15 protein-coding genes are annotated in these 15,499 nt (G+C 37.8%); all 15 read left to right on the top strand.

The features are described 5' to 3' along the window. The first annotated feature begins 44 nt into the window (after positions 1–44). The 15 genes from ligA (at position 45) to ACGHIY_RS04875 (ending at position 15,381) form a co-directional block, all read left to right on the top strand. Positions 45–2,048, top strand: coding sequence for an NAD-dependent DNA ligase LigA (ligA, locus tag ACGHIY_RS04945; RefSeq protein ID WP_390525319.1), 2,004 nt, complete (start codon positions 45–47; stop codon positions 2,046–2,048). 159 nt (positions 2,049–2,207) lie between these two features. After that, positions 2,208–2,498: an Asp-tRNA(Asn)/Glu-tRNA(Gln) amidotransferase subunit GatC gene (gene gatC, locus ACGHIY_RS04940; protein ID WP_004695967.1), complete on the top strand. Its 291-nt coding sequence runs from the start codon at positions 2,208–2,210 to the stop codon at positions 2,496–2,498. An 11-nt stretch (positions 2,499–2,509) separates the two neighbouring features. Continuing rightward, positions 2,510–3,970 carry an Asp-tRNA(Asn)/Glu-tRNA(Gln) amidotransferase subunit GatA gene (gene gatA, locus ACGHIY_RS04935; RefSeq protein ID WP_329864914.1) on the top strand — a complete coding sequence of 487 codons (1,461 nt, stop codon included), beginning with the start codon at positions 2,510–2,512 and terminating at the stop codon, positions 3,968–3,970. Then, positions 3,967–5,415, top strand: coding sequence for an Asp-tRNA(Asn)/Glu-tRNA(Gln) amidotransferase subunit GatB (gene gatB, locus ACGHIY_RS04930; RefSeq protein ID WP_004695962.1), 1,449 nt, complete (start codon positions 3,967–3,969; stop codon positions 5,413–5,415). The genes gatA and gatB overlap by 4 nt, the downstream gene beginning before the upstream one ends. A gap of 163 nt (positions 5,416–5,578) precedes the next feature. Next, positions 5,579–5,995: a DUF4229 domain-containing protein gene (locus ACGHIY_RS04925; protein WP_329864916.1), complete on the top strand. Its 417-nt coding sequence runs from the start codon at positions 5,579–5,581 to the stop codon at positions 5,993–5,995. A gap of 63 nt (positions 5,996–6,058) precedes the next feature. Continuing rightward, positions 6,059–7,897: a DUF4080 domain-containing protein gene (locus ACGHIY_RS04920; protein WP_390525318.1), complete on the top strand. Its 1,839-nt coding sequence runs from the start codon at positions 6,059–6,061 to the stop codon at positions 7,895–7,897. 108 nt (positions 7,898–8,005) lie between these two features. Further along, positions 8,006–8,971: a TIGR01212 family radical SAM protein gene (locus ACGHIY_RS04915; RefSeq protein ID WP_123137916.1), complete on the top strand. Its 966-nt coding sequence runs from the start codon at positions 8,006–8,008 to the stop codon at positions 8,969–8,971. 8 nt (positions 8,972–8,979) lie between these two features. Continuing rightward, a complete protein-coding gene (locus tag ACGHIY_RS04910) occupies positions 8,980–9,993 on the top strand; it encodes a PhoH family protein (protein WP_024061834.1) in 1,014 nt (337 codons plus the stop codon). Positions 9,994–9,995: 2 nt separating this feature from the next. After that, a complete protein-coding gene (gene ybeY / locus ACGHIY_RS04905; RefSeq protein WP_021148196.1) occupies positions 9,996–10,472 on the top strand; it encodes an rRNA maturation RNase YbeY in 477 nt (158 codons plus the stop codon). Beyond that, positions 10,465–11,364 (top strand): GTPase Era, encoded by a 900-nt coding sequence (era, locus tag ACGHIY_RS04900; protein ID WP_390525317.1) that lies wholly within the window; start codon positions 10,465–10,467, stop codon positions 11,362–11,364. Before ybeY ends, era begins: the two co-directional genes overlap by 8 nt. Positions 11,365–11,418: 54 nt before the next feature. Then, the gene (locus tag ACGHIY_RS04895; RefSeq protein WP_004695947.1) at positions 11,419–12,750 is read left to right on the top strand and encodes a hemolysin family protein; all 1,332 of its coding nucleotides are present in this window, start codon (positions 11,419–11,421) and stop codon (positions 12,748–12,750) included. Next, the gene (locus tag ACGHIY_RS04890; RefSeq protein WP_077708455.1) at positions 12,737–13,441 is read left to right on the top strand and encodes a DNA repair protein RecO; all 705 of its coding nucleotides are present in this window, start codon (positions 12,737–12,739) and stop codon (positions 13,439–13,441) included. The genes ACGHIY_RS04895 and ACGHIY_RS04890 overlap by 14 nt, the downstream gene beginning before the upstream one ends. Positions 13,442–13,505: 64 nt before the next feature. Beyond that, positions 13,506–14,027 (top strand): hypothetical protein, encoded by a 522-nt coding sequence (locus ACGHIY_RS04885; protein ID WP_077708454.1) that lies wholly within the window; start codon positions 13,506–13,508, stop codon positions 14,025–14,027. Positions 14,028–14,123: 96 nt separating this feature from the next. Beyond that, a complete protein-coding gene (locus ACGHIY_RS04880) occupies positions 14,124–14,927 on the top strand; it encodes a DUF3100 domain-containing protein (protein WP_012864410.1) in 804 nt (267 codons plus the stop codon). Then, positions 14,920–15,381, top strand: coding sequence for a hypothetical protein (locus ACGHIY_RS04875; protein WP_077708453.1), 462 nt, complete (start codon positions 14,920–14,922; stop codon positions 15,379–15,381). Before ACGHIY_RS04880 ends, ACGHIY_RS04875 begins: the two co-directional genes overlap by 8 nt. The last annotated feature ends 118 nt before the right edge of the window (positions 15,382–15,499 follow it).

The raw sequence follows: 15,499 nt of genomic DNA, 5'->3' as shown, positions 1-15,499 counted from the left end.
TACAATTATTTAAATAACTATATTTCTGTAAAAAAGGATATAAAATGGATCCGAAAGATAGAATTAAAGAGTTGCAACAGGAACTCACTCATGCGCAGTACTTATACTACGTAAAGGATGCTCCTACTATGAGCGACTTTGAATATGATAAAAAATATCGTGAGCTTGTGGAGTTAGAAACAGCTCATCCTGAATATATTGTGCCATCTTCTCCAACACAACGGGTTGGTATGAAGGTGGAAGGCTCCTTTGAAAAGGTCGTTCATGGACGTCCTATGTTAAGCCTTAGTAATGTATTTAATGCTGATGAAGTACGAGCATTTGGAAATCGTGTAGAAAAGGAACTTGGCCATAAGCCTTCTGCGTATGTGGTAGAACTTAAAATCGATGGCTTAGCGGTTAATTTACATTATGAAAATGGTATGTTTGTCCGTGCTGTTACGCGTGGTGATGGTCGCGTTGGCGAAGATGTAACAGCTAATGTACGTACCATTAAATCTATTCCATTATTTTTAGATAATGCACCTGAGTTTATTGAAGTTCGCGGTGAAGCATATATGCCTCATAGTGAATTTAAACGTATTAATGAAGAACGTGATGAAGAAGGTCTCCCAACCTTTGTAAATCCCCGAAATGCTGCAGCAGGTTCCTTACGCCAACAAGACCCAGCTATTACTGCTAACCGGAATTTAGCATTTTTCGCATATGCTATAGGTTCTGAAGTGGGAGCCAATATTCATAGCCAAGAGGAATTGCTTAAGAGCTTAGAGAACTTTAAGTTCTCTGTAAATCCTCATTATCGTGTATGTAAAACAATTGATGAAGTAATTGAAGCCATTAATTATTGGGGAGATAAGCGCCATGAACTTCCATATGATACAGATGGAATGGTTATTAAGGTAAATAGCTTTGATGATCAAGAGGTTCTTGGTAGCACTGCAAAGGATCCTAAATGGGCCACTGCGTACAAGTATCCACCTGAAGAAGTGGAAACAATCCTTAAAGATATTACCATTAATGTAGGTCGCACAGGGGTTCTAACTCCTACTGGTGAGCTTGAATCCGTATTTGTATCTGGTACGAACGTAAGCCGAGTCACATTACACAACCAAGATTTTATCGATGAAAAGGATATTCGTATTGGGGACCACGTTATCATTCACAAGGCGGCGGAAATCATTCCGGAGGTTATCCGTGTTGTTCCTGAAAAGCGAAATGGTTCTGAAATTCCTTTTACAATTCCTAATACATGTCCTGTATGCGAATCTCCTGCAGTTCGTCGTGAAGGAGAAGCGGCAGTTCGATGTACGAATAAACATTGTCCAGCTATTGAAAAGGAACAAATTATCCACTTTGCCTCTCGTGACGCTATGAATATCGATGGCCTTGGTCCTAGTATCGTAGAAAATTTGATCAACAACAAGTTAATTACAAATGTTGTTGATTTATATCATTTAACTGTAGACCAACTTGTTACGATGGACCGTATGGGTAAAAAATCTGCAGAAAATTTGGTGAAAGCTATTAATGATTCTAAATCACGCGGTTTGGATCGAGTCTTATATGGTTTAGGAATCCGTTTAATTGGCTCTAAGGCTGCTACCACTATAGCTAATGTAGTCAAATCTATGGAACGGTTCATGACTATTACTAAGGATGAGCTAGTTGCAGTTGAAGAAATCGGTCCCACAATGGCAGATAGCATTATTGAATATCGTCAAGATCCATCACATGTGGCAATTATTGAAGGCTTAACTCAAGCAGGTCTTAAGATGACTGTAGATGTAGTAGAAGCTGCAGGCAATCAATTGGAAGGCGAAATCGTCGTTCTCACAGGCAAGCTTGAGGTGATGGGACGTACTGAAGCGGGTAAAATCCTTGAAGCTCATGGGGCTAAGGTTACTGGTTCCGTTTCTAAGAAGACAACACTTGTTATAGCTGGTGAAGATAGTGGTAGTAAACTCACTAAAGCAAATGAATTGGGTATTCGTGTGATAAACGAAGAAGAGTTCGTAGAGCTATTAAAAGAACTTGGAAAAGATATTTAATTTTTTATGGGCCCCGTTTTATTAGCATTAATTAGTAAAAAAGGAATTACTATACCTGCTTGCTCCGTCCTACGTAAAGTCGCTGTACAGGTATAGTAATTCCTTTGAAAATAATACATCTATGCTTTATAATAAGTAATTATGAAAGGATGTGTTCCGATGAAAATCAGCCAAGAGGAAATAAAAAAAATCGCCTTGCTTTCACGTTTGGAAGTTAAAGAAGAACATATGGCACATGTAGAAAAAGAGTTGTCCGACATCTTGACCTATGTTGCTGAACTAGATGCATTAGAACTAGATGGTGTTGAACCAATGGCTCATGCTGTACCTTTACACAATGTATTTAGAGAGGATGAAAAGAAACCATCCCTTGATCATGAGTTAGCTTTATCCAATGCTCCAGAAGCAGAAGATGGGTACTTTAAAGTGCCTCGTGTTGTACAAGAATAGGAGATTTTGCTGTGCCGACAATTCATGAATTACATAAAAAACTTGTGAATAAAGAAATCAGTGCCGTTGAATTGACGAATGCTGTTATTGCTCATAAAGCTAAAGTGGAACCGACTGTGCATGCGTACTTGTCCGATTCTCATGACCGTGCTTTAACTATAGCTAAGGTTGTAGATGAAGCAATTGCTAAAGGTGAAGCGATTTCTCCACTAGCTGGTATTCCTGGTGCAATTAAAGATAATATTTGTATCAAAGACGAACCCGCAACTTGTGCGTCTAAAATGTTAGAAAACTTTGTGCCTCCATATAATGCGTCTGTTATCGAGCGATTACAAGACAATCATTATATTAGCCTTGGTAAACTTAATATGGATGAATTTGCTATGGGCGGTTCTACAGAGAATTCTGCATTAGCAAAAACGACTAATCCATGGAATATTGACTGTGTACCGGGTGGTTCTTCTGGTGGTAGTGCAGCTGCTGTTTCCAGTGGTTCTGCAATTTGGGCTCTCGGTTCTGATACAGGTGGATCCATTCGTCAACCAGCCTCTTTCTGCGGTGTAGTTGGATTGAAACCAACCTATGGTAATGTATCCCGTTACGGCCTTATTGCTTTTGCATCTTCTTTAGATCAAATTGGACCTGTTACACGGGATGTAACGGATGCTGCATTGGTATTGAATGCTATTTCTGGTTACGATGCAAAGGATTCCACATCGATTCCAGGGGCTCGCGTAGATTACACTACAGCTCTTGTAAATGATGTACAAAATCTTAAAATCGGTGTGCCAAAAGAATTCTTTGGCGAAGGTCTCAATAGTGAAGTTCGCAAAGCTATAGAAGAGGCTATCGAAACATATAAAAAATTAGGTGCTGAAATCGTTGAGGTTTCCTTGCCTAACTCTAAATATGCATTATCTGCGTATTATATCATCGCATTAGCAGAGGCAAGCTCTAACTTGGCTCGTTATGACGGTGTAAGCTATGGTATGCGCGTACCGGCGGATAATTTAGTAGAAATGTCTACTAAAACTCGTACAGAAGGATTTGGTCCAGAAGTACAACGTCGTATTTTGTTAGGTACATATGTATTGAGTGCTGGTTACTACGATGCTTACTATTTGAAAGCATTAAAAGTTCGCCGCCTCATTAAAAATGAATTTGATGAAGCATTCTCCAAAGTGGATTTGATCTTAACACCAACTGCACCTAATACGTCTTATAAATTTGGTGAAAAAGCAAATGATCCATTGGCAATGTACTTAGAAGATATCTGTACAGTACCAGCAAACCTTGCAGGTATTCCAGGTATTAGCATTCCAGCAGGTATGAGCAGCAGTAATTTTCCAATCGGCTTACAATTGCTTGGCCCTGCTATGGGTGAAGAAACATTGTTACGTGCCGCTTTCACATTTGAACAAGCACGTCCAGACTGTCAATTAGTAGCACCAACTGGGGAGGTTTCTCTATGAGTAGTAAATACGAAACAGTCGTTGGTTTAGAGGTTCATACAGAGCTTAAGACTAAGTCTAAAATCTTCTGTGGTTGTACCACTGAATTCGGCGGTGATCAAAATACACATGTATGCCCAGTGTGCCTTGGCTTACCTGGTGCAATGCCTGTGTTAAATAAACAAGTAGTAGAATTTGCTATTAAAGTAGGTTTAGCATTGAATTGTGAAATCCTTAACTTTAACAAATTTGACCGTAAAAACTACTATTATCCTGATTTGCCTAAAAACTATCAAACATCTCAATATGATTTGCCAATTTGCCTAAATGGTCATTTAGATATTGAGGTTAATGGTGAAACTAAACGCATTGGTATTACCCGTATTCATATGGAAGAAGATGCAGGCAAACTCGTCCATAGTGGCAACACTATTTCCGACTCCAAATCTTCTAATGTTGACTACAATCGTACGGGTGTACCTCTTCTTGAAATCGTATCTGAACCAGATATTCGTTCCGGTGCAGAAGCGAGAGCATACGTTGAAAAATTACGTTCTATTTTACAATATTTAGAAGTATCTGACGGTCGTATGGAAGAAGGTTCTTTGCGTGGTGACTGTAACGTATCCGTACGTTTACGTGGCACTACAGAATTTGGTACACGTACAGAAACTAAAAATGTTAACTCTTTAACTGCAATTCAAAAAGTTGTTGAATATGAAGCGTTGCGTCAAGCTAAGTTAATCGAAGCTGGCGGCAAAGTAGATCAAGAAACACGTACTTGGGATGATGCACAAGGTATCACGCTTGGGATGCGTAAAAAAGACGAAGAAAACGATTACCGTTACTTCCCAGAACCAGATTTGGTACCAATCGTAATTACAGATGAAAAAATCGAAGAAGTACGTCGTGCACTGCCAGAATTACAAGATGCTAAGATTGAACGTTTTGTATCTGAATATGGCTTGTCTCGTGAAGATGCAACTATTCTTACTGTATCCCGTAAAACAGCGGACTTCTTAGATGCTACTGTAAAAGCAGGTGCAGATCCTAAAACTGTGGCTAACTGGATGCTTGGTGACTTGTCCAAGATGATTAATGAAAGCGGTTTAACATTTGCTGAATCCAAGGTAAGTCCTGAAAACTTGGCTGGTATGATTGCCCTAATCGACAAAGGTACAATTTCCGGTAAAATCGCGAAAAAAGTTATCGTATCCATGTGGGAATCCGGCAAGGATGCTGATACTATTGTAAAAGAGGAAGGTTTAGTTCAAATTACAGATACTGGTGCCATTGAAGAAATAGTTAAGCAAGTTATTGCTAATAACCCACAACCAGTGGCAGACTTCAAGAGTGGTAATGGTAAGGCTATAGGCTTCTTAGTTGGTCAAGTTATGAAGGAATCTAAAGGCCGAGCTAATCCGGGAATGGTAAATGAATTACTTAAAAAATTCTTAAATGACTGATATGAGTGTTAACATATATTAGCATTAAGCAATATAAAAAATAATCCCTTCAGATATATGGCTTTATATCTGAAGGGATTTCTATTTGCCATTATGATGGTAAAATATGGTATAATAAATTGTATAAAATCAATTAGTATTTGTTCATATAAAGGAAATACATATGAATGATCAACACAATATAAACAATAATCAAAATACATATAGAAATGGTCAATCAGATGATACTTATAGTCGCAGTACTTATTCTGGTGAACCTAATACACGCGTATTATCCGACGATGAGAGACGAGAATTTGATGGTGTAACTATTGAAGAGGTAGGCGATTCCGTCCATGTAGATTCAACGCCAACTAATATCAATGACGAGCAACAATATTACGATGAAAACAATCAATATGAACCGAAAGTTAAGGTGTATAGCTTTAATAGTACAAGCTGGCTTAGTCGCATCATTTTGATTATCATATTAGCTGTTGTTTTAGCAGCTGTTGTATTCTTCGGTGGCATTATCCTCTCTGTAGTAGGGGTTGTCATTTTAGTGGGTGCTATTGTTTCCTTTATCTTTGGGCTCTTTTAATGGTATAATATGTGTATTATGACTAGACGGTGGCTGAGCCATTCGATGATATAAAGGGGACCTATGAACGTAGTTTTATCCACATTAAACTCAAAATTTATACATTCCTCCCTGGCTTTGCGGTATCTCAAAGCCTACGGGCATGCTCACGGACAGGCATATGATATAGTAGAATATACTATTAATATGCCTGTTTTACATATTCTTAGCGATATTACAGAGCGTAATATAGATGTATTGGGCTTTGCTTGCTATATCTGGAATATTGAGATGACTTTACATGTAGTAGACATGGTGAAAGCTGTGCGACCAGATATTAAAATTATTTTAGGTGGGCCGGAGGTGTCTTTCACAGCCGATGAAATCTTAAATCGTTGTGCTGCTGTGGACTATGTCGTACAAGGTGAGGGGGAAGAAGCTTTTTATCAACTTATTAGTGCACTAATCGCTGGCAAGGATGGCTTAGAAGAGCAGATTCCTGGCGTACGTGGTCGCCACATTTCTGGCCGACTCCTGGGCTCTACTGATACGGTGGAGGTAAAAGATCTTAGTACCATACCATTCCCTTACGTAGAAGAGGATATGGTCGATTTAGAACATAAAATCATCTACTATGAATCCTCTCGAGGGTGCCCATTCTCTTGTCAGTACTGTTTATCTGGCAATAAAAATACAGTTCGCTTTTTCCCGCAGGAAAGAACTTTTAAAGAACTACAGTGGTTTATCGATCATAAGGTAAAACAAGTTAAATTTGTTGATAGAACTTTTAACTGTGCGCCACATCATCATCGACCTATGATGGAATTCATGCGTGATGCTGATACGGAGACGAATTTCCATCTAGAAATGGAACCAGAGCTAATGACGAAATGGGAGACAAATATTCTCTGTGAAACACCACCAGGCCGTATTCAAATTGAGGTAGGGGTTCAAAGTACACATAAGAAAACCTTGGATGCTATTAATCGATATAATGATTGGCCGTATATTCAAAAGGCTATTCGTCCTATCATTGAAGCAGGTCGAACTCATGTACACATGGATTTAATCGTAGGCTTGCCTTATGAGAATAAACAGCGATTTGGTTTATCCTTTAATGATCTTTTTAGTTTACAACCTCATGCGTTACAAATAGGGTTCTTGAAACTTTTAAAAGGATCTGGTGTACGTCGCATGGATGAGTATCAATATATTAGTGATCCCTTAGCGCCATATGAGGTATTAAGTACTCACGTGCTCCCTTATAGAGATATACGTTTCTTAAAACACTTTGAAGATGTCTTTGAACGCTTTTATAATAGTGAACGATTTAGAACTGTGTTTGGCTATATTGGTAGTAAGCTTATAAAAGAACATACTGATACATCTATAACTGGGGAAGATACAGAAACTAATCATGTACCACCTATGAAAAAGTATGATCCTTCTAAAGTGGAGACAAAAAAAGATGCTTTTTCCTATTTTTGTGACATGACACAGGCTTGGCTCGATGCAGGTAATCATAAGATTAATTTGAAAGATATAGATCAAATAGAGTTCTTGTACAATTTTTTCTTGTCTAAAGGTGATACAGTAGCTGCCGAATTATTACAATATGATACACTCGTTAGCTATCGTGGTAAGGTCCGCAGTGAAGCCGTAGGTTTACCAAAACAGACAAAAGAACTTTTACAAGAAGGGGAAGCATTTTGGCGCAATGAAGAAATTGCATCTCAGTATATCCCTAACTATACATTTAAAGAGTGGCGCAAAATTCGTCAACAATATGTAGAAATGCCTATGTCTGAAGATACGGCTAAAGTGTTAGGTATAAAGAATGTACCAAATGTACCTTTTACAGTTGTAATCGACGTAAATAAAGAGGTAAAACCTTTTATACGTCCTGAAATAGAGGCTTGTTAGTAATATAAAAATAGTTTATCTAATTTTTTATAATCAAAAGATTAGAGAATTTATGATAGTTGAAATATTACATAATAAGCGATGATTGGTTAGTTTAATAGGAGTATTATGACCGATACAACGAGATCAAAACGATACCGCATGGTATCTAAATATTATAAAGAAACATATGGGGAAAAGGTTTATAAATTACCTGTAGCACTACCCTTGACCTGTCCTAACAGAGATGGTTCGGCTGGTGTTGGAGGCTGTACCTTTTGTGGTGAAATTGGCGCGGGATACGAAAATCGTCCTGCCTGGATGACGGTGCGCATGCAATTAGAGGAAAATATTGCTCACATAGGCCCTAAATATAAAGCAAAGAAGTTCATCCCTTATTACCAAAACTTTAGTAATACCTACTTGAATCTTGATGATTTTAAAAGCTATATTGAACAAGGTTGTATTGATAAAGCCGTGGGCATTGCTATTGCAACAAGACCCGATTGTATTGCCGATGAATATCTTGAGATATTAGCTGATATTAGGGATCGCTTTCATAAGGATATCTATATTGAGCTAGGTCTTCAAACGGTTAACTATGATACATTAGAGAAAATTAATCGCGGTCATGATTTAGCCCAGTTTATTGATGCCGTATTACGGATTAAGCGATATGGATTTAACATAACTACTCATATGATAGTTAATTTACCATGGGATACAATGAAGGATACAATCGAAGGGGCTCGTATTTTATCTGCACTCGGTGTTGATCAAGTGAAACTACATGCTTTGTATATTGTAAAAAATACATTGATGGCCAAGTGGTATCAAGAGGGTCAGTTTACCCTAATTAGTGCGGAAGAATATGCTGATCGGGTTGTTAATTTTGTACGTCATTTACATCCTGACATTGTTTTACAGCGTCTTGTAGGGAGAGCACCTGAAGATAATACGCTTTTTACAAACTGGTCTATGGGTTGGTGGCGCGTACAAGATTTAATTGATGATAAACTAGACGAACTAGATGCTCATCAAGGTGATCTCTGTGATTACCTAAATGGTAAAGCAGTTCGTAAATTTATAGATTAGGAGGTTGTATGAGCGAACAAGTATTTACATTTCCTACATATGACCTAGCACAATCCATACTAGGTCAACATAATCGATATCTGCATATGATGCTTGAAGTCATCTCTGCAGATGTAGTGGCACGAGGTGATACGGTAGTTATAAAGGGCGATGAAAAACAAGTAGAAGCTCTCTATCGTACCCTTGAAGAATTAGTATTCCTTTACCGTGAAGGTAGTACCATAACTGAGTCTCAAGTGCGTATTGCGGCTAAACTTGTGGCTAATGGTAAAGCTGATGCCGTACATACTATGTTTGAGGATACTTTATCCGTTAATATGCGTGGTAAAAATATTACGCCTAAAACGGAAGGTCAAAAATACTATGTAGATAGTATCCGAAAAAATACTATTACTTTTGGTATTGGTCCTGCTGGTACAGGTAAAACATTCCTAGCAGTAGCTTTAGCTGCATTCTATTTAAAAAACCGCAATGTAGATAAAATTATTTTGACACGCCCTGCTGTAGAGGCAGGTGAACGGTTAGGCTTCCTACCTGGTGAATTACAAGACAAGGTTGATCCTTATTTAAGACCTCTTTATGATGCATTACATGAAATGTTTGGTATCGAGCAAGTACAACGTTTTATGGAACGTGGTACTATCGAGGTAGCACCACTAGCGTATATGCGTGGCCGTACATTGGAAAATGCCTTCGTCATTCTCGATGAGGCTCAAAATACGACGGCAGAACAGATGAAAATGTTCCTAACTCGTCTAGGCAACAACTCTAAAATGGTAGTCAACGGTGATAAGACACAAATTGACTTACCTCCACGTGTTGTGTCTGGCCTCGGCGAGGCTGAAAAGGTATTGCGTCATGTACCTGGTATTAATATGGTTTACTTTAGCGATCAAGACGTTGTTCGTCACGATTTAGTAGGTCGCATTGTAAAAGCTTACGATGCATATCACGAACGTAAGTTAGCTGGTGAGACTACAGAATCTAACGCAGTATCCAAAGAGAATGTAGCGAAAGGATAAGTATGTATATACACATTAGCTATGATGAAGGAATTCAAGAGGATTCCAATATTGAGGCTGTTATACGCAAGGTCTGCGATGAAGTGAGTCGCGTATATGGCCTCGAAGAAGATGAAATGAGTATTTTACTCTGCAATAATGCTAAAATTCACGAGCTTAATAAGGAATATCGAGGCATCGATAGACCAACGGATGTATTGTCCTTTGCCCTCAATGAAGGGGATGATTACGAAGGTAGTAAAGAGGAACATCACTTACTTGGTGATATGATTATTTCCTTAGAGCGTACTCGTGAACAAGCTATTGAATATGGACATAGTTTTGAACGGGAATTAGCATATTTAACGACTCACAGTTGCTTACATATTTTAGGCTATGACCATATGAACGACGAAGATAAAAAAGAGATGCGCACAGAGGAAGAATTTATCCTAGGTAACTTGGGTTATGTGCGGGAGGATGCACCATATAATGAATAAGAACGAACATTTTAAATCAGGCTTTGTTGCCGTTATAGGACGCCCTAATGTAGGTAAATCTACCTTAATCAACGCTCTTATTGGCGATAAGATTGCTATCGTATCCGATAAGGCTCAAACAACGCGTAACCGTATCATCTGCGTATATACGGATGAATCCAAACAAATCGTATTTATGGATACACCTGGTGTGCATAAACCTAAGCACAAGTTAGGCGAATTCATGGTAGATGCTGCTATTGAGTCCTTAAAAGAAACGGAAGCCGTTTTATTTGTCGTAGCAGGCAATGAAAAACGTGGTCCTGGGGATAATTTTATTATTGAACAATTGAAACGTGTAAAGGTTCCTGTATTTTTGGTAGTCAACAAAATTGATACACTCAAAAAAGAAGAGCTTTTAGAAGCAATCGTTTCTTATCAAGATGCATATCCTTTTGCAGGTGTCATTCCTATTTCTGCAAAAGATAAAGAGAACTTATCTGAAATTCTTAAGGTTCTAGAGGAAACCTTGCCGGAAGGTCCACAATATTTTTCGGAGGATATGATTACGGATCAACCGGAACGCCTTATTATTTCCGATATCATTCGTGAAAAAATCTTGTTAGCTACACGAGATGAGATTCCTCATGCTATCGCTGTAGACGTAGATGAAATGAAAACACGTGATGATGGTACTACCTATATCCGCGCTACAATCTACTGTGAAAGAGACTCTCAAAAGGGAATTATCATCGGTAAAAAAGGTGCTTTGTTAAAACAACTTGGCGCTGAAGCGCGCGCAGATATTCAAAAGCTATTAGCTACAAAGGTGTACTTGGACCTTTGGGTTAAAGTAAAAAAAGATTGGAGAAATAAATCTGGTATGTTATCTGAACTTGGTTATAGAAAATAATTTGATATAATAAAAAGAAATAAGTGTTTCCATATTCATATGAAAGGAATAAAGATGGATAGTGTAGATGGCCTGTTACCCATAGGGTTTGGTCTGTTATGTATTTTTTTAATTAACTTTTTTGTGGTTGCAAAGTTCTCCTTTGCACGCCTTCGTAAAGAACATGTAGAGGATATGGACATCCTCTTGGAGAAGGATAGAGAATTTTTATTAAAGCTTTATCAAAATCCTGAGTATTTTTTAAATACTACACAGTTTTTGATTCTATTCTTTATTTTGGCCCTTGCAGGCACAGGTACTTTTGTATTTGATAATATTGTTGATCGTATAGTGGCGGTTCTTAATATTCATAGTACTTGGATGCATTTGGTACTAGATATTATTCTATTACTATTAATTAGTTTAATCGTCCTAATTTTCGGTGAAATTGTACCTAAAGCATTGGGCTTATCCTTCCCTACAAAATACGTAAATACCTATAGCCGTATCGTCGTGGCTGCAGGTAAATTGGTGTATCCATTTATTTGGATTGCTAGTAAAATCTCCAATGTTATTTTAGGCTTTTACAAAACAAAATATTTAACAGAGCTTGATCTTGTGTACTCAGAAGAAGAAATTCGCATGATGATTTCTCGAAGCCACGAGGAAGGGCAACTGGACCAAGTAGAGTCTGAGTTAATCGATAATGTTTTTAACTTCGTAGATCGCATGGCGAAAGAGGTTATGGTGCCTCGTCAAGATGTAGACTGCGTATTCGTTGAAGATGGTTACGATGAAGCGATGAAGGTTATCCGCTCTAAAGTACATACACGTTATCCACTCTGTGTAGAGGATAAGGATCACATTATTGGACTCGTTCATATTAAAGATTTAATGGAACGCCCTAATCAAGCCCGTAAGGATTTGCGCAATATTAAACGAGACATTCTTACTGTTCCAGAGGTAATGAAATTATCTACCTTGTTGCAATATATGAGAACGCGCCGTATATATCTAGCTGTAGTAGTAGATGAATATGGTGGCATGGTTGGTCTAGTAGGCTTAGAAGATATTATCGAAGAGTTGGTTGGGGACATACAAGATGAGCATGAGCCGCATTTACCAGCTACGATGTCCTATGCAGATGGTTCCTTCGAGTTTGATGGCAAGGTCCTCGTAGACGAAGTAGAAGAAATTATGAATATTGAAATTGATAATTCTGATTCTGATACAATAGGTGGCTATGTCTTTGGTTTATTAGAACGTACACCAATCGTAGGTGATACGGTGGATGCTCATGGTTACACCTTTGAAGTTACTCAAATGCAAGGATATCGTATCTCTCGCATTAAAGTAACACCTATACCAGTAGAGGAACCAACGGAAGAAGAAAATGAAGAAGCTTAATGGTGGTTTTAATACGCCAGCCATCGTCATAAGTCGAAAAAAGTATAAGTTGTATTCCGTATTTACGTTTATTACGCCTAGCTTGGGACTTATTAAAGCATCGATTCCACATAAGCGAATGATGACGATGCGCAACAGCTCCTATTTACGTCCATTTAGTGCCATGTATATTACAGTTGTACCGGATGGGGAATATGTAAATGTTACGCAAATTGATGGCTCCTATGTGGTGGAATCCTTAGATGTAAACCTCGATAATATTGCTTATGCAGCAGTAGCGAGTGAGCTCATTCAAGAGTTATTTGCCATGTATGACGTAGATCGCAAGGTCTTTGATACTGTTGTAAACTATTCCAAGCAAATTCGACGTCGCAATGTACAATTGGGAACGATAATGCTCGGATGGCAACTATTATCTCTCGCAGGGGTTGTCCCTAGTGCTAATGCTTTTAACCATCAAGACGGAATTGAGCCATTCTGGATGCAGGTGCGGGAAACTACAAATCTTAGCATTTCTCGTTCTGTGAAAGCTACATTACCTCAGATTCTAGCTTACCAGTGGGGTGAAGATACGCCTTTAGAATTTCCCAAAACAATTTGGAAGGAACTTGAAAAACTACTATTTGCCTACTGTGAGCAAGAAATTGGTAAACCATTACAAAGCGTTAAATTTTTAAATTCCATAATTTAATGACAGTAAAAGGCAGTTTGAGACATCAAACTGCCTTTTATTGAAATGTATTATGAGGTACTATATGGATATAATATTTTCTTCGTTGCCTATAGACAAAATAAATAAAGATAAAACTTTAGATTTACAAGAAATTCAACAAATATATAATTTCCTTTTAACTAATGACTATTATATATTTTCTGATTATGCGTTAGTAAATAAGTTATTTCAAATCATGGTTTTAAACAATCGTTGGGATTCCAAGATAGCACTTAGATACTTTGAATACTTATGTTTTCTAAGTTGGGAATATGAAGCCATCATTGTTAGAGACCTTTTATTAGATAATCATGTTAGTTTAGCTGGTGAATTTTGTTTAGATACAGAATTAGTTAAAGATGGACTAAGTTATTTTAGAGATGATGCCATTTGGAGGGGGAAAGATTATGATAGTGACACTATTCCGGCATGTATGTCTAAATGGGCCATTTACTATGATGAAGAAGAACAAAGGTTTCATAAAGTAAAACCATCAATGATAGAAAATATTATTATTGAGGTAGTTGATGCTGAACAGGGACTCTATATTATTGGAAAAAAATAATTCAAATAGACAAATGTACATCTGTAATTGACACTTTTAATAACAATTATTTATAATATAACAATGTTATATTATGTATTTTTACAGGAGGTCATTATGCAGCTTTTGGGAAATCTCAAAATACATTTTCTAGCGCTCGTACTAACTGTAGTCGCTGAATTTATAGGCATAAAAAAACTAGGTCCTGTTGTATTATTGCCATTATTGTACACATTGATTCTAGGTTTATTAATTTCTATTCCTAAGTTTAAAATTCTTACGATTAAACAGATGGAAAAATCTGCCGATTATATCGGTATCGCCGTTATGATCTTGATGGTAAAAGTAGGACTTGGTATCGGTCCAAATCTTGGTATTCTTACAAGTGCTGGCTGGGCATTGTTATTACAAGAGCTTGGTCACTTCTTCGGTACTATTGTATTTGGTTTACCAGTAGCTTTGCTAGTAGGCATGCGTCGCGAAGCAGTAGGTGCTTGTTACTCTGTAGACCGTGAGCCAAATGTAGCGATTATCATCGATAAATTCGGTTTTAGCTCTCCAGAAGGCCGTGGCGTTATGGGCATGTACATCTGTGGTGTTCTTATCGGCGCTATGTGGTCATCTGTATTGGCAGGTATGTTAGCACAATCTGGCTGGTTTCATCCTTTGGCATTAGCTATGGGCGCTGGCGTAGGTAGTGCTAGTATGATGGCGGCAGCTACAGCTCCAATCATTGCAGTATATCCTGATTACGAACAACAAATTATGGCTCTTGCAGGGGCTGCAAACTTGTTGACTACTGTTCTAGGCGTATACTTTGGTTTATTTGTTTCTTTACCAGTTATGGAGAAAACATACAACTTCTTTACAGGTCGTACCCGGGAACAAGATTTAGCAGAGGAGGCAGCACATCATGAGTAAAAGTGAAAGATTAACACAGTTTGTCATCGTTATCTGTATTGCTGCTATCATCACTGCAGTCGGTAATGTAATGGATGGTAAACTTCTATTTAGCGATAGTTTAGTTGGCGTAGCTATCTTGGCAGCTCTTGCTACAATCGGTGCTTTGATCTCTAACTTGCCATATGCTAATAAATTGCCTATGGTATTCTGGGTGTCTTTAGTTGGTGTTATTGCATCCTTACCAGGTATGCCTGGTCAAGAATGGATTATCGCAAAAACTAGCCAAGTTACATTCTTAGCTACTACAACACCTGTACTTGCCTATGCAGGTTTATCCTTAGGTAAAGACCTTGGTGCATTCCGTCGCTTATCTTGGCGTATTATCCCTGTTGCACTAGCTGTAACAGCAGGTACTTTCATCTGTGCAACAGCATTAGCCCAATTAGTACTTCATTTAGAAGGTTTAATTTAATACTAAATCATAATGTTAGATGTCTAAATTATGTTAAGATATAATTATAGAATTATATTTTAGAAGATATCTATACATCATGATGACATGATCGACCGTATTTTATACGGTCGATTTT

The sequence above is a fragment of the Veillonella parvula genome (assembly GCF_042850485.1).
Taxonomy (GTDB): Bacteria; Bacillota; Negativicutes; order Veillonellales; family Veillonellaceae; genus Veillonella; species Veillonella parvula_Q.
This window is presented reverse-complemented; position numbering and strand designations above follow the sequence as displayed.

What these genes read in the sequence shown, in the direction of transcription:
- ligA (WP_390525319.1), top strand. Translation starts at nt 45, where the DNA reads ATGGATCCGAAAGATAGAATTAAAGAGTTGCAACAGGAACTCACTCAT.
- gatC (WP_004695967.1), top strand. Translation starts at nt 2,208, where the DNA reads ATGAAAATCAGCCAAGAGGAAATAAAAAAAATCGCCTTGCTTTCACGT.
- gatB (WP_004695962.1), top strand. Translation starts at nt 3,967, where the DNA reads ATGAGTAGTAAATACGAAACAGTCGTTGGTTTAGAGGTTCATACAGAG.
- ACGHIY_RS04925 (WP_329864916.1), top strand. Translation starts at nt 5,579, where the DNA reads ATGAATGATCAACACAATATAAACAATAATCAAAATACATATAGAAAT.
- ACGHIY_RS04920 (WP_390525318.1), top strand. Translation starts at nt 6,059, where the DNA reads ATGAACGTAGTTTTATCCACATTAAACTCAAAATTTATACATTCCTCC.
- ACGHIY_RS04915 (WP_123137916.1), top strand. Translation starts at nt 8,006, where the DNA reads ATGACCGATACAACGAGATCAAAACGATACCGCATGGTATCTAAATAT.
- ACGHIY_RS04910 (WP_024061834.1), top strand. Translation starts at nt 8,980, where the DNA reads ATGAGCGAACAAGTATTTACATTTCCTACATATGACCTAGCACAATCC.
- ybeY (WP_021148196.1), top strand. Translation starts at nt 9,996, where the DNA reads ATGTATATACACATTAGCTATGATGAAGGAATTCAAGAGGATTCCAAT.
- era (WP_390525317.1), top strand. Translation starts at nt 10,465, where the DNA reads ATGAATAAGAACGAACATTTTAAATCAGGCTTTGTTGCCGTTATAGGA.
- ACGHIY_RS04895 (WP_004695947.1), top strand. Translation starts at nt 11,419, where the DNA reads ATGGATAGTGTAGATGGCCTGTTACCCATAGGGTTTGGTCTGTTATGT.
- ACGHIY_RS04890 (WP_077708455.1), top strand. Translation starts at nt 12,737, where the DNA reads ATGAAGAAGCTTAATGGTGGTTTTAATACGCCAGCCATCGTCATAAGT.
- ACGHIY_RS04885 (WP_077708454.1), top strand. Translation starts at nt 13,506, where the DNA reads ATGGATATAATATTTTCTTCGTTGCCTATAGACAAAATAAATAAAGAT.
- ACGHIY_RS04880 (WP_012864410.1), top strand. Translation starts at nt 14,124, where the DNA reads ATGCAGCTTTTGGGAAATCTCAAAATACATTTTCTAGCGCTCGTACTA.
- ACGHIY_RS04875 (WP_077708453.1), top strand. Translation starts at nt 14,920, where the DNA reads ATGAGTAAAAGTGAAAGATTAACACAGTTTGTCATCGTTATCTGTATT.